Origin of the sequence: Acinetobacter larvae (genome assembly GCF_001704115.1) — a bacterium.
GTDB lineage: Bacteria > Pseudomonadota > Gammaproteobacteria > Pseudomonadales > Moraxellaceae > Acinetobacter > Acinetobacter larvae.
The window spans coordinates 1787488-1806592 of sequence record NZ_CP016895.1 but is presented as its reverse complement, the minus strand read 5'-3'; the positions used below and the strand labels follow the sequence as shown (position 1 = coordinate 1806592).

Here is a 19105-nt window from a genome sequence, read left to right as displayed (position 1 = left end):
GGCTTTTCTATGGATCATATTACTGAATTATTCTGTAAAGTGGATGATTTTTGCAAAATATTTAACGAATCTCTAGAGAAAGCTCTTATTCCTGAGCAAAATAAGCCAGTTCAAAAGTCAGCTTTAAGTTTATCTGAGATCATGACAATTGTTATCTTATTTCACCAATCAGGTTTTAGATTCTTTAAATATTTTTACTGCCACATGGTCATCCCTTTTTGGAAATCAGCATTTCCTAAGCTGCTGAGCTAGAATCGTTTTATTGAAATCATGCCACGTTGTTTACAAGCTTTGAGTAGCTTTTTTCATCAGGTTAAAGGAACTGATACAGGAATTAGTATTATTGATTCAACCAAACTTGTAGTTTGTCATAATCTTAGAATTAAAAGAAACCGCGTATTTAAAGGCTTAGCGAATCGTGGAAAAAGTAGTACTGGGTGGTTCTATGGTTTTAAATTACATGTGGTTATCAATAACTTAGGTGAAATTATTAATATTAAAGTAACATCAGGGAATATCCATGATATTGCTGTACTAGAGTCTTTAACCAAAGAATTAAAAGGCATTTTATTAGGAGATAAAGGCTATTTAAGCAAAGCTAAGACAGAGGCTTTAGCAGCAAGAGGATTAAAAATATTGACTCCATCACGTAAGAATATGAAAAACAAGCCACTCCGAACTGAAGAAGAAAAACAATTGCTTGGCAGAAGAGGATTAATAGAAACGGTGAATGATCAGTTAAAAAACTTACATCAACTTGACCATTCGCGTCATCGTTCTGTGAATAATTTCATGGTAAATATTATGGCTGCTGTAGTGGCTTATTGTTTAAATCCGAATAAGCCAACTTTCAAAAATATGCTGAAAGGTTGAACGTTTTTCATCGAACTCAGGTTAAACATAGCTGATGCTCATATGACCTTAGTTTGCCTTTTGCGTGGTGTTGCGGCGAAACATCTCGCTTAAAATCTATGTATAATGAACTGCTTTTCAATAAAAGACTAAGGACGCACAATTTGTTGGAAATCTGATATGCAGAACAGAGCTAAGAAATACCCACTGGGTGCACATTTGATGGTTAAAAATTTTGGTTATACCCATCATGGCATCTATGCAGGCAAAGGTCGTGTTATTCATTATTCGGGCTTCGCGCATTTCTTTAAAAAGAAACCGATAGAAATCACCTCCTTGGCACAATTTGCACGACATCGCAAGATTAGCATACGAGAATATCACCACCCCAAATACAAAGGTCGTTTGGTGGTTCGCCGCATGCGTAGCCGTATGCATGAAAATAGCTATCATTTAATTATTAACAACTGCGAACATCTATGCACCTGGGCAATCACGGGGGTTGAAAGTAGCCCGCAGGTGGTAAAAATGATGAATCGTCTAGCAACTGTTGGTTATATTAGCTCTATTATGAGTTATATGAATGGTTTAATGCTAACCGTTGCAACCACATGCTTTGCTTTGGTGTTTTATATCAAAATGAAATTACGTCATCAAGCAAAACTTAAAATGCCAACCTACTTATTTTTACAACGACAACAAAAAAAATAGAAGTGGCCCAGGAAATTTGAACAACACGTATAAGTGATAAACTGCCCCCTAAACGATGTGGGAAACATCTAAAAATGGAGCATTTCATGGCGCGTAGACCAAGAAGAAATCATTCAGATGACTTTAAAGCAAAGGTAGCACTTGCTGCAATCAAAGGTGAAAAAACACTTGCTGAGCTAAGTGCTGACTTTGATATTCATCAGAACCAAATTATAGACTGGAAGAATCAACTCATCGCTGCGTCAGCACAAGCCTTTGCAAACCCTAAAAAGGACACAGAGCCGCAAGTCGATTTAAAAAAGCTACATGCTAAAATTGGTGAACAAGCTTTGGAAATTGATTTTTTAGAAAGTGTGTTGAAGAAACTGGGCCGCTTCAACCACAAAAGTTAATAGACGATTCACAGCAGCTTTCAGTGACTAGGCAAGCCAAGTTACTGAAGGTCTCTCGTGGTAGCTATTACTACCGCCCTAAACCAACAAGCGATTCAGATTTAAAGCTGATGCGTCGTATTGATGAGTTACATCTCATGTACCCCTTTGCAGGGAGCCGAATGATGCGTGATCTATTGCGAGGAGAAGGTCATCATATTGGCCGACGTCATACTCGGACACTGATGAAAAAAATGGGGATACGTGTGCTGTATCGCAAGCCTAATTTGAGTAAGCCAAATAAGGCTCATCGAAAGTACCCTTATTTACTTAGGGGGCTTGAAATTACGCATAGCAATCAGGTCTGGGCAACCGACATCACCTATATCCCAATGGCGAAAGGATTTGTGTACTTATGCGCGATTTTAGACTGGCACAGTCGTAAAGTGTTGGCACATCGAGTATCGATTAGCATGGAGTCAGATTTTTGTATTGAGGCTTTAAATGAAGCTATTCAAAAATATGGTGCCCCAGAAATATTTAATACGGATCAAGGGAGTCAATTCACCAGTGATGCATTTATCAGTGTTCTTACAACACATGAGATTAAAATCAGTATGGATGGCAAAGGTCGTTGGATAGATAATGTCATGGTTGAACGCTTATGGCGAAGTGTTAAATATGAGGAGGTTTATCTCAAAGCGTACAGCAATGTTGCTGATGCAAGATGCCAATTAAAGCTGTACATTGATTTTTATAATCACAAACGACCTCATTCGAGTCTAGACAAATTAACACCGAATGAGTTTTACTATAACCAGTTACCTAAACAAAAACAGGTAGCTTAACTAAAGCAGAATATCACTTATAAAAAGACTTTTAGTTGTTCAAAACATCGGAGCCACATTACTTTCTAAAAAATCAATTTCCAAAGCTTGTTCACCAATTTTAGCATGTAGCTTTTTTAAATCGACTTGCGGCTCTGTGTCCTTTTTAGGGTTTGCAAAGGCTTGTGCTGACGCAGCGATGAGTTGATTCTTCCAGTCTATAATTTGGTTCTGATGAATATCAAAGTCAGCACTTAGCTCAGCAAGTGTTTTTTCACCTTTGATTGCAGCAAGTGCTACCTTTGCTTTAAAGTCATCTGAATGATTTCTTCTTGGTCTACGCGCCATGAAATGCTCCATTTTTAGATGTTTCCCACATCGTTTAGGGAGCAGTTTATCACTTATACGTGTTGTTCAAATTTCCTGGCCCACTTCTGCTTGCACAATAGAAAATAATTAAAAAAAATACGTAGCGTGTAAACACGCTACGTATAAGTGAGTAACTCTCTAGGAAACACCAACGTAAAATAAAATCTGCGTAGTATTAGGCTATAGATGGTCATATATAGTAAGAACCATTTATGCTATCTCAAACGCACAAAATACAAGCAACAGCAGCAGTATTACCAATAAAAATAATTATAAAGGACAACATTATTTAAATCTTGTTCATTACAACACGATGATTTGTCATCTCATACATAAATCATATGTTATATATGATGGGCATAGAATGAAAGCACTCGAAAGTGCTTTCATTGAAAATGATCATATTGTTTTTATAAATCAATAGATCTTAAAATAAAGTAAATACTTGAAGCCAACTATTTTAAATCAAGCACTCAGAAAATCTGCATAACGTTCATTTACTTTATTCCAGTTCACTACACTCCAGAATGCTTTAGTATAGTCTGCCCGACGGTTTTGGTATTTTAAATAATAAGCATGCTCCCAAACATCAAGCCCTAATAAGGGTGTACCTTGTTGTTCGGCAATATCCATAAGTGGATTATCTTGATATGGTGTAGAGCTCACCACCAAAGTACCATCATCCTTAACACTTAACCATGCCCAACCTGAACCAAAACGACTGGTTGCAGCATCATTAAACTTTGTTTGAAAATTTTCGAATGAACCAAAATCTTCATTAATTTTTTTCAATAGTTCAGCAGATGGCTCACCGGCTGTTGCTGACGGTGCCAAACATTCCCAAAAGAAACTATGGTTAAAATGTCCACCACCATTATTACGTACAGCGACATTATATTTTGAAATCTGTTTTTGAAGATCTTCTATTGATAATTTTGCTAACTCAGGAAAATTTTTAATTTGACCATTTAAGTTATCAACATAGGTTTTATGATGTTTGCCATAATGAATTTCCATCGTGGCTGTATCGATCGCAGGTTCCAATGCATCTACACTATAAGGTAATGGCAATTGCTTGTATTCTGTATTCACAGAAGAACCTGACTCTGCCCCTGCAGCGGTGGCTGCAACTTTATCTTTTTCGCTCATTGAACTTCCATTGCAAATGATAATTGAAATCATTTACAAACTATAGCGATTTGACACGTCTGTCAATTATCCTTAAGACCTTTTAGTGATAAAAAAAGCAATTCGTGACAAGATTTTACTAAATTAATCCCTTAATTTTTTTTAGGTTTTTTAAAATAACTGATCAACTTATTATATTTGCTAAGTTCAATCAACATATCCTATTTAGAGTTTAGCTTATACAATTAAAATCATCAATAACGTGGTGCTATAGATCATGATTGTAATTGCATACTCCCACCCTAATCCATAGTTGTACCCATAATGCTTAATTCCTGTTAAATTTCTACTATTTAATGAACTCTTCAATGTGGGCTGAGCAGGAAATGGGTAATATTGATTTAGGCGATCGCCGAAGAACGATTCGACTGTGTGAATTTCTAAACAAAGCCAGTCAAAACTTCCAAGCCAGTGTCTCTCAATTGTCTAAAGATCAACATACACGTAAAGCCTATTATCGGTTAATTGAAAACCCTAAACTCGATAAAAATATTGTTTTGGAAGAACACATTAAGGCTGTTCAACTCAGAGCAAAAGAACACGACACCGTACTATGTATTCAAGATACAACCGAATTAGATTACAGCACAAAGTCCTCAATCAAAGGCTTAGGTCGCTTGAATTACGAAGCCCGTCAAGGCATGTATTTACACCCAACATTGATGATTACACCCGAAGGTGTACCTTTGGGTATTACCGATATGTGGTCATGGGCGAGGAAGGCTAAAGATGAACCAGATATCAAAGAAAGTTTACGTTGGAAAGAAGGCTACGAAAGGGTTTGTGAACTAGCCGAGGACAATCCCGAAACTCATTATGTTTATATTGCTGATCGTGAAGGTGACTTGCACGATATCATTGAATTAGCTGAGCAAAAACAATGTCCTGCAGATTATTTGATACGTGCAAAACATTCAAGATTACTACAGGATGGTAGTAAATTATTCGATATCACTAAAGCAGAAAATATACTTGGACAGATCGAATTTACTGTATCAAGTGGACGAGGTAAGCCAAGTCGTAAAGCTACTCAAACGATTTATAGTAAACGCGTTCAACTCAAAAGTGGCTTCTGGGTAACGATTATTATCGCTAAAGAAAATAATCCACCGAAAGGAAGTACAGCAGTGATATGGCGCTTGTTGAGCAATCGCATTGTGAATGAGCTTGATGAGGCAAGCCAATTAATAGACTGGTATCGCCAGCGTTGGCAGATAGAAATTTTATTTAACATTCTAAAAACGGGTTGTCTGATTGAAGAAAGGCAGTTCAATAGCATTGATAAGCTAGAGAAATTATTTTTACTTTATTTATTGATATCATACAGGATATTACTGGTTACGATGCTTTCTAGAGAGCTTCCTGACTCAAGTTGTGAAATATTATTTGATAGAGAAGAATGGCATGTTGCCTACAAACTTTATTATGAAAAAAAGCCACCAACGAAGCCACCGAAGTTAAAACAAATGGTAAGTATTATTGCTCAACTTGGAGGGCATATGGGCAGAAAAGGAGATGGAGACCCTGGCGTAAAAACCATTTGGCGGGGTCTAATGCAAGTACAGACATCTTTGCACATGGTAAATATTCTAACAAAAATAAATAGGGTGTGTTGACATTTACAGTCGATAAATTGATCTAAAGAGGCAACCAAATATAGATACAAGCTAAGGCAACAGCACTTTGATAATTACGCTTTAGCTTGTCATATCGTGTAGCAACTCCTCTGAACTGTTTCAATCTGCAGAATGTATTTTCAACTAAGTGCCTGATTTTATACATATACCAGTCCATATAATCATTACTAGATTTTGTGTTGAATTTTTTAGGAATGTTCGCTTTTGTTTTAGTCGCTTCAATTTGATTTCTCAGACTTTCAGAGTCATAACCTTTATCAGCACATAGTATTTCTGATTCAGTCAAATCCAGTTTTGATACTAGGGCTGGGGCAATTTTTATGTCATGAGATGTCCCGTCAGAAATAATAAAGTCTATTGGATTACCATTAGAATCAGTTGCTAAATGTATTTTAGAGCTATTACCACCGATACTTTTAGAAATGTCTTGATGCTTAATTCCTGCTGAATGTTGATGTGCTCTGACGTGACTGCCATCAATAAAGATCCATTCTTTGTCAGCATGTTTACTAAATAACTTAAATATATTCATAAGCTTATCATTTTTAGACCAGCGATTATATTTTTTAAAAATTGAATTATGATTACCAAATTCTTTAGGTAAATCTCTCCAAGGACATCCCGTTCTAATACGAAATAAGATGGCTTCAATAAAATTTCGTAAATTTAATTTGAGATAAATATTAAAATGTCTGAAAATAGATTTTAACTTAGACCAGTGTTGATCATTTAACATTGTACGAGGCATAGCGAGTGTAAAATTACGTTTGGCGATTTGATTTTACTACCTCGCTATTTTTTTAGGCAACAAATGTCAACAGACCCTAATTAGAGTGTTGTGGGTACAACTATGACCCTAATCCTAGCGATTGGGGTGGGAAAAAGGTATGTTTTAAGTTCCAATACCACCTTCTTAGCTCTGTGTGGGAATTTCTAGTTCAGTATCTGTTGCCAATATAACAGATGTTAAAATTGGAATACCCAAAATAAATGGTACTGTAAAAATCCACATGACAATCGTCGTATCCCCTGACGTCAAGAAATGAATTGCGATTGCTGCTAAAATTAAAAATACCAGAAGAACACCAGCAAAACGAATAATAAAGCTTTTAGGCATACTTTTCTTACCTCTACTATAAGATATAAATATTATCAAATAGTATATCTTAAATCTTCGAAGACTAATGATCTAATTACAGCCAATAACTCTATTTTTTGCAAAAAATAACCAAGAGAATTAGTCGGATTTATATACTTAGGCTATTTTATTTCAACAATAATTCTATATTATTAAAATATTAAAACTAAGCTATATTTATATTAAAATTATTTAAAGCAACAAACTAATAATTAAATACTTTCTGCACTTTAATAATAAAAACAAACCTCGAATACATCTAAAATAAAAATTATTTGAATTTAAAAATTTAGATAGATATAACAACATTCAATATGCTTAAAATTTAGAAAACATGCAATTCAAAGGCGCTTAGAAATTAATTCTATTATAGTAACAGGGTTGGCCCAAAATTAACGTCATCATATCAACCAAGCTCCAAAATCAAAGCAGATGAAATAAGACAATTCGTTAGAGATCGAATAATATTTATTCAAAATTAATCACAAAGCATAGCGATAGAATAGAGATAAACCATAAGGATTCTGAAGATATATTGCGATATCATGTCAAAAAAGCAACAAGATGAATAAATAATATGCGTCTAAACCATTTTTTTTGAAAAAAGCTTGTCATCCATTTAAAAACTTACTATTATTCACAGCACTTAGGCGTATAGCTCAGTTGGTTAGAGCGCTACGTTGACATCGTAGAGGTCTCCAGTTCAAATCTGGATATGCCTACCAAATTCTAATTAACAAAATCAAAGACTTACAGTTAATATCAATAACTTGTAGGTCTTTTTTTTGCGCCTAAATTGCGGCAATATCTTTAAAAGCTGTAAAAAATAACGATTTTGCAGCATAATTTACGCCAAGATTACGCCAAGATTTTTGATATGAAAATTCCAAAACCAAGAAAAAGAGGTGATGCTTACAGAATTGAGATTATGATCAATGGTAAGCGTCTTTCTGCCACTCGTGATACAGCGAGAGAATGTGAGCAATGGGCGGCAACAAAATTACTTGAACATAAGTCTAGCAATGGTCAGACTGTAGAAAATGATGCTAAACCACCCTACTCATTCAAACAATTATTTGATGAATACTGGGATAAAGTTGGTAAGCACTCAAAATCAAAAAACTGGATCTTATCCCAATACAATACTTTCGACAGAAAGCTTGGCGTAATTGCGCACAAAAGTATCTATGAAATTACGCCACAAGATTTAACCCTATGGCGAAATAAAAGAATTAAAGAAGTTTCAGATAACACTGTACTCAAAGAAATTTCACTTTATTCTGCAATGTTCACCTACGCACAGAAAGAAATGTTTCTGTTGGATTCAAATGTGTGGATGCAGATCACCAAGCCAAGTAAACCAGAATCGAGATATAGACGAATTTCACAAGATGAAATCAATACAATGCTCGAACTACTAGAGTACGAAATTGGTCAGGTGCCCAGTAAGCCACAACATTATGTTGCATGGGGTTTCTTGTTTGCTATCGAGACAGCAATGCGCCGTGGTGAAATCCTGAGTATGCAGCGCAGTGAGATATATGACGGTTATGTACACTTACCCAAAACTAAAAATGGTACCAAACGAAATGTGCCGCTTTCATTGTTTGCCAAAGAATTACTTAATCTGATACCCCATGAAGATGAAAAGATAATTCCTCAGACTTCAGATGCTTTTAGGCAGTTATGGGAAAGACGAAAATTAAAATCAAATATAGATGATCTGCATTTTCATGACACGCGACATGAAGCGATTTCAAGAATGGTTAAAGATCGAAAGTTACCTGTCGAGATCTTAGCGAAGATCACTGGTCACAAGAAAATAGAAGTACTGGTTAATGTTTACTATAACCCCGATGCCGATGAACTTGTTGAGATGTTTAACTCACAGGGCTAAAGCCACTTGGTTGACAAAACTCATTTTTTTCAATGATTTTTGGTTGACGGATTGGTGGTTTAGCCTTAATTCAAGTTTTAACCTAGCCATTTATAAGAGAGAAGTTTTGATTAAACTTCTCTAAAATTAACTTAATATCGCTTATACGGATATGAGATAATTTTTAATTTGAAAAACTTAAAGGGGTTTGTTTGTGAAAAAAGAAAAGTACAACATCCATGAAGATTACAATTTAGGTAATTCTCTTTTTGAGGGTTTTAATGATAATAGAGGTGTAATGATTTGTGGATACGAGTATGGGGATGCTAAAAGAATTCAGCACCTTGATTTTTCTACTTGTGATAACGAAGCAAAATATACTTTTTTTGATAAAAAACCAAGATTTAAAAAAGATCTCAACTCAGTCTATGATAGAAATGTTAAAAAGTGGATATTTGACTTATGGCAGATCAATACACCACCAATAGAGAATTTCGAAAAGTATTTTATTCAGACTAACTGGGCTTTAGGTTCACAACCAACAAAGAGAGAGCCTGGGGAATATAGAGAATATGATGAGAATTTCATCAGCCATATTAAGTTTTTAAACCCTTCTGTTATTTTGTTTTTTGGATCAGAGTTAGCTGATAACTTTAATCGAATTAAGGAAAGAGAAGATGTTAAAGAGATATTAGGGAATCAAATTGGCAATACTAGAATAGAGCAACGTGATGTTAAAAAAAATGATGGCTCTAGTTATATAAAGTTCAAAATAAGTTTTTACGATTTTGAAAATTGTAAAATAGTAGTATTTCCAAATGCAGGTGGTTCAATGGGGTTAGCTGACAAATATTTTTTAGCGTTTAAAGACGATATGAAAAAGGTTTTTGAAGTAGGCGTATTCAGATAATTTACTGAATTAGTATAGGAATTCTTATTTAAGAAAATCTAAACCCAATAGAATACACCCATAAGCGCCTTAGCCTCCTGAATAAAGCGCTTTTATTTATAGGATTTCACGTCTACTATTCACCCAGACTTCTACACTTGCTATAAAGATGACATGAACTACTCAGACCACCCCTCAATCAATCGCCGTGCATCAGCTGCGTGTCCGTCAGCTGCTTCTGCCACTGTTCGATATTCAGCGACGCACGCTTTGAGTACGTCTGCGCTGGTATCAATGTATTCAACGATGGTTTTGGTGGTAGCTGTGGGCACACGGCGTTGGGCTTCACTGAGTTGCTTTGACAAGCTGTCTGCAGCAAGATCAGCGGCATGAGCATCAGCAGTAATTTGTTTGATTTGAGCATTATAGTTTCTCTCCGCATCTAAGAGTTTTTGTGTCATTGCCTTTTCTTGGGCTACAGCATCGGCTTGAGCTTGGGCCAGTAATTTGTCCTGGTTAACAACATAAGTTTGATGTTTTGCCTCAGACTTTATGAGCTTTGATTTTTCACTATTGAGCAGCGCCATAACCAGCAGCAATAAAAAAGCGAGAAGTCCGATTAAGATTTCTCGCCAAAACTTTGCAGCAATGTATAAATATGTCATGAGTTTGCCCCCATGCATTTGCTATGTCGTTCGACTTGTCGGGTCCAGACGCCCCAGCAATTATTAGATCGGACTGAACAATCCTTTTTCGCAACATATTTCCATTTCAAAAGTGCATCACAGGCTTGCCGATGTTGACCTTGAATGAGTAAGCGGCGCATCGATGAGCTATTCCAGTTCGCCTGGCCGAAGTTGTATGTAAAATCTAAATAGACGTCGTATTCAGTTTGACTGAGCTTTACACCCGGTAGTGATTTTCGAAATGCAATTTCATCTTTAGATACATGAGCTTTAGATATTTCAATTGCCCGTTCTTTAGTGACTGGCTTATCAGTCATTTTGACGCGTTGTCCGTTTTCATACGCCGTGGAGCCAATGCCGATAGTCGGTACTCCACCACTGTCTTTATAGGGTTTTGAGCTATAACCCTCATAGCCAATTAAAGCCACAAAAAAAGCCGCAGATGCGGCTAGGGTTTTGATCGGGACTTTCGTGTTATTTGACATCACAATCCTCTTCCAGTTTTCGCTTTGTGAGCTCATGAATCTCCTGCTCACGTTTATTTTTCTGACGTTGATATTTGAGATTTACAAAGAAATTACAAACACTGATTACACCACCGATGACTGCAACGCAGATACTGACTATGGCGATCCAGTCTAACGATGCAAACCATGCGACAAAGCCGACACTGCCGCCGACCATTGCAGTTTTTGAGGACAAAGAAGTTACTGCTGCTGACGCCGTATCGACGACAACACTACTGTTTTCAGACATGATCTTTCCTAATTACAGGCACAAAAAAAGACGCTTAAGCGCCCTCGTCCATGCCTGTATTTGTTAAAGTGTTAAAGCGTGTTCCCACATTTGATTAATTTGATCCTCAGTCAGACCAAGTAGATCGCACATAACCTGAATCGACTCACTGGTACGATGGAACTCAGTACCTTCCTGGTACTCAATTTGAATGTATTGACGTAGATAATCATCTTGAATTGCTGCTATTTCTGATTCAATCTTTTCAAGTAAATCATTTTCAAGCAATGCTAATTTAAATCGACGGCGCGTAAGAACACCAAGCGAGTTTTTCTTAATTTCCCAGCGTTGCTCATCCGTCAGATAATTTTGTGGATTGATATGTCGATCCAATTCATTGCCGAGCAATTCTACACATTCATCAGTAATTAAATGCTCTTGGTCCACATCATATGCATAGATTGAGTCATCTTTTTTAAAGTATCGCATTAAACTTCCCTCCTAAATTCATCCCATTGTTCTATTATAGGATTTGCTGTTGGATTTTTATCTGCTCTTAGCTCATAAATAGACTTCGGAGGAACAATAATAATTTTACTGAGCAACCAACTCTCTTGCCACACCATTTCACCATCCACATACATAGCTGGCGATTCAACATCTAAAGAACCTGATCCTTTTTTTGCTGAAACTGCAATAAATATTGGTGCGCCAGATGTATTGGTGTAAATGGTATTAAATTTACGCTGGCTCTTCAGATCAACCCATTTTTGATTCACACCAAAACCGCCATCAACAAAATTTGTTTTATCAATAATAGTTGGAACAGTTTTTGTAACGTCTGTAAATTTCACGACATCAGTAATTTTATAAGATGAAAGCAAATCTACATAAAAACATTGTGTTATGCTCCCTGTCTGTCTCTTAAAAATGTAAAAGTAACCGTTTTGCTTTTCTGAGTCCCATAAAACAGTCGGACCAATATAGAAGAGGTTTTCTATATTTAAACCGATATGTGTACATTTAAGCTCGCCTTTGGGGATATATTTGTCCCGACCAGTAGCGTAACCCAAACCACCAATCATGACCATTGAGCCAATAATGTCTACAAACCCATCTGTAGCAGCAACGACTTTTACTGTGATCTCACCATTAAACCCTTTCGGTAAATCTACACGAGTGGTCTGAATTGAACCCATATTAAGCTCAATGTGGCGATATGATCGCTTCATATCATATAAGGCTTGCTCTAATGAAAGCTTTGATTCATTTAAAATCTTACCTTGTTTTGCTGTTAGTGCTTCTGTTGCGCTATCACTCGTCAGCGTATCACCCAGCTTTACAATACCGCTTTCAGTCGTAGAAGCAGATTTAATATCACTCAAATCAACTCCTGTAACTTGTCCTTTATCATTCACCGTGAGTACAGGAAATTGCGATGCAGAACCATACTTTCCAGCTTTTACGCCACTAGCTTTAAGCGTTAATTGGCACTCAACATCCTTGGAGCCGTCGAATAATAGACTTCCAGTTGCATCACCGTTGTAAGTGATTTTACGTGCTGTTTCCAACTTTTTAGCTGAGGCTATAGTGTCATTTTTTCCGAGTTTTTGCTCTACTAATTCTTTTAAAGCTTTACCTTGTTTTGCTGTCAACGCTTCCGTCGTGCTATCACTCGTCAGCGTATTATTTAGCTTTACAATTCCAGCTTGACTGGTTGATGCATCCTCAATTTTAGTGTCACCACCAGCATAGACTTTCCAGCCTTCAGGATTTTTATTCGGGTTGCTTTTATTGCCATCAATAAGACATAAAAACTCAACCATCCCATCATCCGACTGAAGTATAGCCCCTTTATTATAACCGCCGATCTGCTCTACAAAGTTAGCATCAAATTTATAACGACCACCTTTTGCTAAAAATGCAGCATTGTCTGAAAGCTCATAAAATACGCCATTAAAATCTAAACCCTTAGGTGGTAGACCACCATCTTCAATAGCAGTCATCGTAATACGAGGGAAACCCTGTGACCACGTTGCATCCTCTGGATCTTGACCATTTTCACGGGCAATATTAATTTTGTTTTTCATACCATTTGATGCAAATGGTACGGCAATTAGTGCTGGATTTTTCATTAAGCAAAAACTCCTTGATTAAATGGCTGAAAACCCGTTCCAGAGAACCCAAAAATTTTCCCGATAGGACTTTCTAAATACTCGACTAGAACACCGCTCGGTCTTGGTAATAAATTAAGTTTAAAAACGATGATTCGCTCCAATGGACTTAGCTTAAATTCAAAAACATAACGAGCTGTCATATGACCTGTTATAAGAAAATAGCAACGATCATTAAAAATCATCTTCAAAAATTTATTGATGTTCGGTGCTGTTGCCAAAGTTAAATTTGCGGCAGCTTTTATTAGAATTAATCGACGATATTGTTCATCACTCAACTTGAAGGATGCGAACTTAGTTCCAGCACCACTAAAAGGGCGTTGATTAAATGGATAAAATGACGGCTTTTTAGACTTAAAACCAAACGCCTCTGCTTCAGGGCTTGATGTACCAATATTTCGATTTATTCCGACAATACGTCCCCATAGGTCTAACCCAAAACCTTTGGCTGTATGCACGTTCCAAACTATTCGGTAAAAATCATCAATGTTTTTGGATGGATCAATACATTCATTCAGTCCCTCAATCATTTTGAGCAATACTGGACTATTTGCATATTGTGACATCAAAGTTTCATAGACATTTATCATTGCACGAACTCGATATATTCTCCTGAAGTACAGGGAAACTCGTCCACCCCAAACTCCAAAACATCAGTAAAATTAATACCATCTCTACTAATTCGTAATGATTCTAGAACCAAATCAGCTACAGCAGAAATACGACAGACATAACGTAATGCAATCACAGGTAACCCTATATTCATCTTTGTTTTCCCTGATTTTGTGGCATCAATCAACGCATCTTTTATATTTGACTCATCATGAAATGAGAGTTCTGATAGATCCTCTAAAACAATCTTGAAATAAACAGGTACTGCCGTAGGACGCAAAATTTTAACTTTGTAAGTTGGCGGTCTAATCTGGAAATTCTCAGTATCTTTAACGATTACCTCTGTGTTACCGTTAAATGAGCAGCCTGATCCAGCTTTAATCAATAAAGTATTAGCTATTTCATAATCGTCACCCCCCATCACAGAAACTAAAATACTATTGCGAATTAATGGGTACCGAGTGATACCACTATGTACAGTTTCATCTGTTGGATTATCCTCAACATACAAACTCACAACACCGTCGATATCAGCTACGGCGCCATAAGTTGCCGCATTGGTGTTTTTTGCATTCAGTGCTACTGATAAACGTCGACGCTCTTCAAAATCAATCCGCCCCTCTTCTTCACGCCCAAGTTGGGCAGCTTTCGGGTTTGTTAAACGATCGATACCAGAAATTGATTTAACCAATGTGTTAATTGAATGTGCTGCTGCAGAAATCTGTCCTGGTGTTGTACATTCAGCCTTTACAGCCGCTATTCCTGATTCATCAATCGTTACATCATTCAAAGTTTTCCAGACATAACCAAGACTATCGGAAAACTGAGTACCTGCCGCAACCTTAACACCACGTAGCCCCATCACACTCAGTTCAACTGTTGAATATGTTTCGCGCTTACGATTCAAAAAATAGATATTGCCAATACCTTCTTGCCACACGCCTTTTGAATAACGTGGATCTGTCATATTGAGTAATTCAATCATCTGATTACGTTCATCTTGAATCATGGCAGCTAATGATGTTACGAGCTGACCTTGTGGTGTACGCATGTCAATATTTAGATCATCACCAAAGGCTTGTTTAAATAAGTCCCACAAGCCAGCAACCACGGCATCGGTAGTTGGAGCAATTACGCCTTTTTCGGTAATCTCAATAAGGGGGAAGGTCATAAATCAATAACTCCTGTTTTTCCGTCTTTATCTTTAAATTGGATTGCCCCCCGTAACAGGCGGTTATTAAGAGGATATAAATCGACCTTAACCTCTGTAACACCTTCGATTGAAAGCGCGGCATCAGTTAAATGTTTACGGTACAGCGCTAGTGAGTATTTACCTTTACCTAAGATATCTTCTAGATAAGGAATACCTTCAGTTTGATTGAAATACATGTCTTGTTTAAAAACTCGGCAAGCACTGGCAATGTCCTGGGCACGTTGATAAGTTGATGTTGCTGTGGCTAAATTTCCATGCACATCAAGCGCTAAATCCCACGTATTGGGCATTAAAAATAAAGTCTTCATTGCGCGGGTCCTGTGCTTGAACTGCCATTTTGAACGCCCGGATGTTTATGCGTAATAAGGCTGATAGCCTTAGCCATCACATCAGCTAATGATTTGATAATGCCTTGCGCCGTTATAGATTTTTCGACCGTAACATCACCAGCAACCGCTAAATTGCCTGTCGTTTCAACATCAGGGGCATCAAGAATGATTTTATTGGGGGAATAGACCTTAATATGGTCCTTTGCAAATTGAATGTATTGCACTGGGGTGTCATTCAAGAATCCACCAATGTATAAACCATCCGACCAATCGTATTGGCGTTTGCTTGCTGGTGGTGCTGCTGCTTTGGTTCGTTTCACAGCTGAAATATCGCGCGAGCAAAATGCGCACAGACCAATGTCTCCGACCTGTGGATCAAGTACTACCGCATTTTTCCCACCCTGCAGACGAAAAAAAGGGACGTTATGTATTGTCCCATGTTCAATAATATTATCTGCCCCATCCAGCATAGACACCATAGGTCTGACACTAACCGAGCCAACAGGCTCCACCCCTTCGCCCTGTACAGAGGTAATTTCAACCAGCATAATCGTCTGCATCTTTCCTGTCAGGTGGCGGAATACAGCATTAAATTGAGCTGCTCCTCCCATAGCCTGCTCGGGCTTCAGCAAACCCATATTTTCATTTTTTGACTGCATTTGCGCTATCCTTGAATGTTGCGTTGACTTCGCAAAACCAATTACCATTTGGTGTATTAGAATCTAGATATATATCTACGCCATAGACTCGCCAATCACCATTGCATACCGTAATTTCACTATCACTAATAGAGACTGTCCCACCGAAACGAATTGCAGGGTCATAAAGACATTTAAATGAAACTCCACGTAAATCAGGTGTTGGATAGCCAATTAAACCTGCTTTCGGAGAAATGGTCGGAACCTTGATATTTCTGCTACCGCCTTTCGGCGCAATAGCTATTAGATTTTGTTCAATATAAAGATCTATATCTGCGGCTTGTGCAATGTTTTGAATCTTTGCGATACTACTATCTGCTAAATATTGACCTTCAATAATTTGCGTTACAGCATTATTTTCAAACTGATATCCCATATCTTTACAGATAGTTTCAATCATAGTTGCTACATCATTCTCCCCTTCAAATGATGTAGATGGCACTGGCTTCATATTTTCAAAAACAGCAGATTGCGACTCAATAACTAAGGCAACATTCGGCGCATTACTCATGTCAGGATAAGCAAAAGTGATATTACCCTCAAACACTTTGACAAGATCTCCACCCTCTTCGCCCGCATCGATCCGCACGCGATTCATGAGCGCTTTCATTTCATTCCATCGAACGCGTAGCAGCTTTAAGCAATTTTCTAGCTTTAAGCCATAGATCTTAATTTGTGCAAAGGGCATGAGTGCACCGTTACCAAACATGACCGATACAGATGTTTTTAAGCCAGTAAAAGTTAATGTGTTATCACCGGAATCATTAAAATTATCGTCATTGAGCATCACCGATACTTTGATTATTTTCTTATTCATTTCTCCACACCAATTTAAAGCACCCATTAGGACCAATATCTGAGTAGATCGGATCTTGACTACCATCCAAATCAATAAATACAAAGTTCCTAGTAATTGGAGCAGATGCTAGACAAATGCGATTAGCAATAATTAGTCCAGCATTATCTTCAATCGTTGCATAAAGCTGATCTAACCGTGTTTCAAGTGTAATGCGGTATTGCTTGCCATTTATTGTCGTGCTGACCGTTTGATTAGGCACGGCGTCGAGCGGGATTGTATATATCATGACTAATTTCCAAAAATACCTTTAACCGCATCTGCTGCTTTTTTCAGTATCGATGCATTGCCGCTGGCATCCTGTGGCTGACGCTCTCCGCCGTCCTTTGTTTTGGCATCGTCAGGTTTTTTAACTTCCTCAAATGAATAATCAACTTTAGCCTCCATAACCTCCTCAAGATCAATGTTAACCTTAATGAGTTGTGCGCCGTCCTCTGCGGATCGAGCATTACTATGCCGCACTATAGTAGCGTTGGTATAAACGTAATCAGGCGTAACGATATTAAATTTGAGTGTACTGTTTGCAAGCATGTCAATCTGAGCAAGAAAAGCGCCGCGCGCCAAGGTTCCTCCGCTGCCTTTACTCAATTGTACCGTTGCCTTAAAAGGCTCCTTTACTTTGTTATAGCTAACAAATCCGCCTTTTTCGACCGGTGCATTACAAATTTGAAATGATTCAGAATGGTTTAACGAGACAACGTTATCAGCTAAAAGAATAGGTACGCCGTACTCGTTAAATATTCCCCAATAATTTCCTAGAACAGTATTGATTAGCGCAGCACCACCAAGGCTAATCCCCGCATCAGTTCCAGAGGTGGCTAGCCCCTTAAAATCAGGTATGTCGGGCATTCCTTCCATCATGGTTAATCTCCAAATTTTAGGCATTAAAAAACCGACCTTGAATTAGGTCGGTTTTAATTTAAATATTTCATATGTTCAGACCAGCCCCATATAATGACTTGCAACCTGAATTGCAAAGCGCGAAAACATAATAAACACAGCAATCAATGCAAGGTGCCAAAAGATTTTTACAAAACTATTGGGCTTCAAGTTTATGGCTTCCATAAATACTCCTAGGAACTTAAACGAAAATTTGTTATCTTTATCAAACATATAATTTTATCCATCCTCTTTTTGGGTTGATATACAAAAACCCCGGTGCGGCAAACATCGGGGTTTTTTCTTTGGGTATTAAAAAACCACCCGAAGGTGGTGTGTATAACTTGATATCAGACTATCTTAATGCTTTCTTCATACAATCCTTAGACGTATCATCATGAAACTTCATAAGCGCCTTCTTCATTTCTTCTTCAGATGAATAAATAGGCTTGTTGTAGGCTTCATTTAAAAGCATTTTGAAGTAAGTTTTCTTTATGTTAGGTATCTCTTGACTTTCATTTATGTAATCAAGAAGAATTTTCTTATCTTCACCACGGTAATGCCCCTCAAGTGCTACTGCTGCAAAATAACTAGCTGCTTCGCATAACTGTTTATCATCACTTAAAACATATCTTGACTGATTAGCATGAGATAACCCTGAGATAATTAAAATCAAAGTAGTCACTAAAAGCTTATTCATATTCAAAATTCCTTGAATTTTAATCAAGATACTAATTTTCATTGTAAAAAACCACCCGAAGGCGGTTTTTGTTTTAAAGGATATTATTCCGTCGCTCTAACGCCTCAGCAGTACGCCGTGTATTCTGCTGAATCTTAAATATTACAACCATGAATTCAGCCCATAGTCGAGCAATCAGAGTGCCGAAAATAATCACAGCAATTCCAGCAATAATCCCAAGACCACCGCTAAACTGCAAATGTCCAGAGGCTTGATTACCAACAACGATCAATCCAATCCCTAAAATCCAAATAAAAGCATGACCCAGTAGATCAGTGTGATTATCTTTGTCGAAAGTACCGCATCAAAAAAAAAGAAATTTTTCA

The 19105-nt window shown here is 37.4% G+C and carries 22 protein-coding genes, 1 tRNA gene and 2 pseudogenes; 7 read left to right on the top strand and 18 right to left on the bottom strand.

What is annotated here, in order from left to right; genetic code table 11:
- The first annotated feature begins 9 nt into the window (after window positions 1-9).
- From BFG52_RS08300 to BFG52_RS16865, 3 genes and pseudogenes are all read left to right on the top strand, one after another.
- Window positions 10-873 (top strand): annotated as a pseudogene (locus BFG52_RS08300) (IS982 family transposase).
- 159 nt (window positions 874-1032) lie between these two features.
- Window positions 1033-1563 (top strand): lecithin retinol acyltransferase family protein, encoded by a 531-nt coding sequence (locus tag BFG52_RS08295; RefSeq protein WP_067554619.1) that lies wholly within the window; start codon window positions 1033-1035, stop codon window positions 1561-1563.
- Window positions 1564-1649: 86 nt separating this feature from the next.
- A protein-coding gene (locus tag BFG52_RS16865) for an IS3 family transposase (protein ID WP_228703813.1) occupies window positions 1650-2782 on the top strand; the annotation gives its coding sequence in 2 pieces (ribosomal slippage) (window positions 1650-1902 and window positions 1902-2782; 1134 coding nt in all).
- A 69-nt stretch (window positions 2783-2851) separates the two neighbouring features.
- Here the strand turns inward: BFG52_RS16865 and BFG52_RS08280 are convergent.
- A pseudogene (locus BFG52_RS08280) lies at window positions 2852-3121 on the bottom strand (transposase); the annotation flags it as partial.
- 474 nt (window positions 3122-3595) lie between these two features.
- Window positions 3596-4279, bottom strand: coding sequence for a superoxide dismutase (locus tag BFG52_RS08275; protein ID WP_067554613.1), 684 nt, complete (start codon window positions 4277-4279; stop codon window positions 3596-3598).
- Between the two features lie 347 nt (window positions 4280-4626).
- Between BFG52_RS08275 and BFG52_RS08270 the strand changes: the two genes are divergently transcribed.
- The gene (locus BFG52_RS08270) at window positions 4627-5934 is read left to right on the top strand and encodes an IS4 family transposase (RefSeq protein WP_067554610.1); all 1308 of its coding nucleotides are present in this window, start codon (window positions 4627-4629) and stop codon (window positions 5932-5934) included.
- Between the two features lie 22 nt (window positions 5935-5956).
- Here the strand turns inward: BFG52_RS08270 and BFG52_RS08265 are convergent, their stop codons facing one another.
- Complete coding sequence (locus BFG52_RS08265) at window positions 5957-6703, bottom strand: IS5 family transposase (RefSeq protein ID WP_067554607.1); 747 nt, start codon at window positions 6701-6703, stop codon at window positions 5957-5959.
- A gap of 165 nt (window positions 6704-6868) precedes the next feature.
- Complete coding sequence (locus BFG52_RS08260; RefSeq protein ID WP_067554604.1) at window positions 6869-7072, bottom strand: hypothetical protein; 204 nt, start codon at window positions 7070-7072, stop codon at window positions 6869-6871.
- A gap of 669 nt (window positions 7073-7741) precedes the next feature.
- Between BFG52_RS08260 and BFG52_RS08255 the strand changes: the two genes are divergently transcribed.
- The 3 genes from BFG52_RS08255 to BFG52_RS08245 all read left to right on the top strand — a co-directional run bounded on the left by BFG52_RS08255 (window position 7742) and on the right by BFG52_RS08245 (window position 9879).
- A tRNA-Val gene (locus BFG52_RS08255) sits at window positions 7742-7818 on the top strand.
- 152 nt (window positions 7819-7970) lie between these two features.
- Complete coding sequence (locus tag BFG52_RS08250) at window positions 7971-8990, top strand: tyrosine-type recombinase/integrase (RefSeq protein WP_067554601.1); 1020 nt, start codon at window positions 7971-7973, stop codon at window positions 8988-8990.
- A 193-nt stretch (window positions 8991-9183) separates the two neighbouring features.
- On the top strand, window positions 9184-9879 hold the full coding sequence (locus BFG52_RS08245; protein ID WP_067554598.1) for a hypothetical protein: 696 nt from the start codon (window positions 9184-9186) through the stop codon (window positions 9877-9879).
- 158 nt (window positions 9880-10037) lie between these two features.
- On the opposite strand, the gene BFG52_RS08240 is transcribed toward BFG52_RS08245, so the two are convergent.
- The 14 genes from BFG52_RS08240 to BFG52_RS08175 form a co-directional block, all read right to left on the bottom strand.
- Window positions 10038-10523, bottom strand: coding sequence for a hypothetical protein (locus tag BFG52_RS08240; RefSeq protein WP_067554595.1), 486 nt, complete (start codon window positions 10521-10523; stop codon window positions 10038-10040).
- Entirely contained in the window at window positions 10520-11029 is a 510-nt protein-coding gene (locus tag BFG52_RS08235) for a lysozyme (protein ID WP_067554592.1), read from the bottom strand. Before BFG52_RS08235 ends, BFG52_RS08240 begins: the two co-directional genes overlap by 4 nt.
- Window positions 11019-11300 carry a phage holin family protein gene (locus BFG52_RS08230; protein WP_067554589.1) on the bottom strand — a complete coding sequence of 94 codons (282 nt, stop codon included), beginning with the start codon at window positions 11298-11300 and terminating at the stop codon, window positions 11019-11021. Before BFG52_RS08230 ends, BFG52_RS08235 begins: the two co-directional genes overlap by 11 nt.
- Window positions 11301-11363: 63 nt before the next feature.
- A complete protein-coding gene (locus BFG52_RS08225; RefSeq protein WP_067554586.1) occupies window positions 11364-11768 on the bottom strand; it encodes a hypothetical protein in 405 nt (134 codons plus the stop codon).
- Window positions 11768-13414, bottom strand: coding sequence for a tail fiber protein (locus BFG52_RS08220; protein ID WP_067554583.1), 1647 nt, complete (start codon window positions 13412-13414; stop codon window positions 11768-11770). The genes BFG52_RS08225 and BFG52_RS08220 overlap by 1 nt, the downstream gene beginning before the upstream one ends.
- On the bottom strand, window positions 13414-14019 hold the full coding sequence (locus BFG52_RS08215) for a DUF2612 domain-containing protein (RefSeq protein WP_218921016.1): 606 nt from the start codon (window positions 14017-14019) through the stop codon (window positions 13414-13416). The genes BFG52_RS08220 and BFG52_RS08215 overlap by 1 nt, the downstream gene beginning before the upstream one ends.
- Before the next feature lie 20 nt (window positions 14020-14039).
- Window positions 14040-15236 (bottom strand): baseplate J/gp47 family protein, encoded by a 1197-nt coding sequence (locus tag BFG52_RS08210; RefSeq protein WP_067554578.1) that lies wholly within the window; start codon window positions 15234-15236, stop codon window positions 14040-14042.
- Window positions 15233-15586 (bottom strand): hypothetical protein, encoded by a 354-nt coding sequence (locus tag BFG52_RS08205; protein WP_067554575.1) that lies wholly within the window; start codon window positions 15584-15586, stop codon window positions 15233-15235. The genes BFG52_RS08210 and BFG52_RS08205 overlap by 4 nt, the downstream gene beginning before the upstream one ends.
- Entirely contained in the window at window positions 15583-16266 is a 684-nt protein-coding gene (locus tag BFG52_RS08200) for a Gp138 family membrane-puncturing spike protein (protein ID WP_067554572.1), read from the bottom strand. Before BFG52_RS08200 ends, BFG52_RS08205 begins: the two co-directional genes overlap by 4 nt.
- Window positions 16250-17122 (bottom strand): baseplate hub protein, encoded by an 873-nt coding sequence (locus BFG52_RS08195; RefSeq protein WP_067554569.1) that lies wholly within the window; start codon window positions 17120-17122, stop codon window positions 16250-16252. Before BFG52_RS08195 ends, BFG52_RS08200 begins: the two co-directional genes overlap by 17 nt.
- Entirely contained in the window at window positions 17115-17390 is a 276-nt protein-coding gene (locus tag BFG52_RS08190) for a phage baseplate plug family protein (protein ID WP_067554566.1), read from the bottom strand. Before BFG52_RS08190 ends, BFG52_RS08195 begins: the two co-directional genes overlap by 8 nt.
- Window positions 17391-17392: 2 nt before the next feature.
- Window positions 17393-18022: a phage baseplate protein gene (locus tag BFG52_RS08185; protein ID WP_067554563.1), complete on the bottom strand. Its 630-nt coding sequence runs from the start codon at window positions 18020-18022 to the stop codon at window positions 17393-17395.
- A 373-nt stretch (window positions 18023-18395) separates the two neighbouring features.
- Entirely contained in the window at window positions 18396-18782 is a 387-nt protein-coding gene (locus BFG52_RS08180) for a hypothetical protein (protein ID WP_067554560.1), read from the bottom strand.
- A gap of 31 nt (window positions 18783-18813) precedes the next feature.
- Window positions 18814-19011 (bottom strand): DUF4282 domain-containing protein, encoded by a 198-nt coding sequence (locus tag BFG52_RS08175; protein ID WP_267284036.1) that lies wholly within the window; start codon window positions 19009-19011, stop codon window positions 18814-18816.
- Window positions 19012-19105: the final 94 nt, after the last annotated feature.

Coding starts and splice junctions, on each gene's coding strand:
- BFG52_RS08195 (WP_067554569.1), bottom strand. CDS start 17,122: ATGAATAAGAAAATAATCAAAGTATCGGTGATGCTCAATGACGATAAT.
- BFG52_RS08260 (WP_067554604.1), bottom strand. CDS start 7,072: ATGCCTAAAAGCTTTATTATTCGTTTTGCTGGTGTTCTTCTGGTATTT.
- BFG52_RS08270 (WP_067554610.1), top strand. CDS start 4,627: ATGTGGGCTGAGCAGGAAATGGGTAATATTGATTTAGGCGATCGCCGA.
- BFG52_RS08220 (WP_067554583.1), bottom strand. CDS start 13,414: ATGAAAAATCCAGCACTAATTGCCGTACCATTTGCATCAAATGGTATG.
- BFG52_RS08240 (WP_067554595.1), bottom strand. CDS start 10,523: ATGACATATTTATACATTGCTGCAAAGTTTTGGCGAGAAATCTTAATC.
- BFG52_RS08210 (WP_067554578.1), bottom strand. CDS start 15,236: ATGACCTTCCCCCTTATTGAGATTACCGAAAAAGGCGTAATTGCTCCA.
- BFG52_RS08225 (WP_067554586.1), bottom strand. CDS start 11,768: ATGCGATACTTTAAAAAAGATGACTCAATCTATGCATATGATGTGGAC.
- BFG52_RS08190 (WP_067554566.1), bottom strand. CDS start 17,390: ATGATATATACAATCCCGCTCGACGCCGTGCCTAATCAAACGGTCAGC.
- BFG52_RS08265 (WP_067554607.1), bottom strand. CDS start 6,703: ATGCCTCGTACAATGTTAAATGATCAACACTGGTCTAAGTTAAAATCT.
- BFG52_RS08200 (WP_067554572.1), bottom strand. CDS start 16,266: ATGCAGTCAAAAAATGAAAATATGGGTTTGCTGAAGCCCGAGCAGGCT.
- BFG52_RS08185 (WP_067554563.1), bottom strand. CDS start 18,022: ATGATGGAAGGAATGCCCGACATACCTGATTTTAAGGGGCTAGCCACC.
- BFG52_RS08250 (WP_067554601.1), top strand. CDS start 7,971: ATGAAAATTCCAAAACCAAGAAAAAGAGGTGATGCTTACAGAATTGAG.
- BFG52_RS08230 (WP_067554589.1), bottom strand. CDS start 11,300: ATGTCTGAAAACAGTAGTGTTGTCGTCGATACGGCGTCAGCAGCAGTA.
- BFG52_RS08180 (WP_067554560.1), bottom strand. CDS start 18,782: ATGAAAATTAGTATCTTGATTAAAATTCAAGGAATTTTGAATATGAAT.
- BFG52_RS08235 (WP_067554592.1), bottom strand. CDS start 11,029: ATGTCAAATAACACGAAAGTCCCGATCAAAACCCTAGCCGCATCTGCG.
- BFG52_RS08295 (WP_067554619.1), top strand. CDS start 1,033: ATGCAGAACAGAGCTAAGAAATACCCACTGGGTGCACATTTGATGGTT.
- BFG52_RS08205 (WP_067554575.1), bottom strand. CDS start 15,586: ATGAAGACTTTATTTTTAATGCCCAATACGTGGGATTTAGCGCTTGAT.
- BFG52_RS08275 (WP_067554613.1), bottom strand. CDS start 4,279: ATGAGCGAAAAAGATAAAGTTGCAGCCACCGCTGCAGGGGCAGAGTCA.
- BFG52_RS08215 (WP_218921016.1), bottom strand. CDS start 14,019: ATGTCACAATATGCAAATAGTCCAGTATTGCTCAAAATGATTGAGGGA.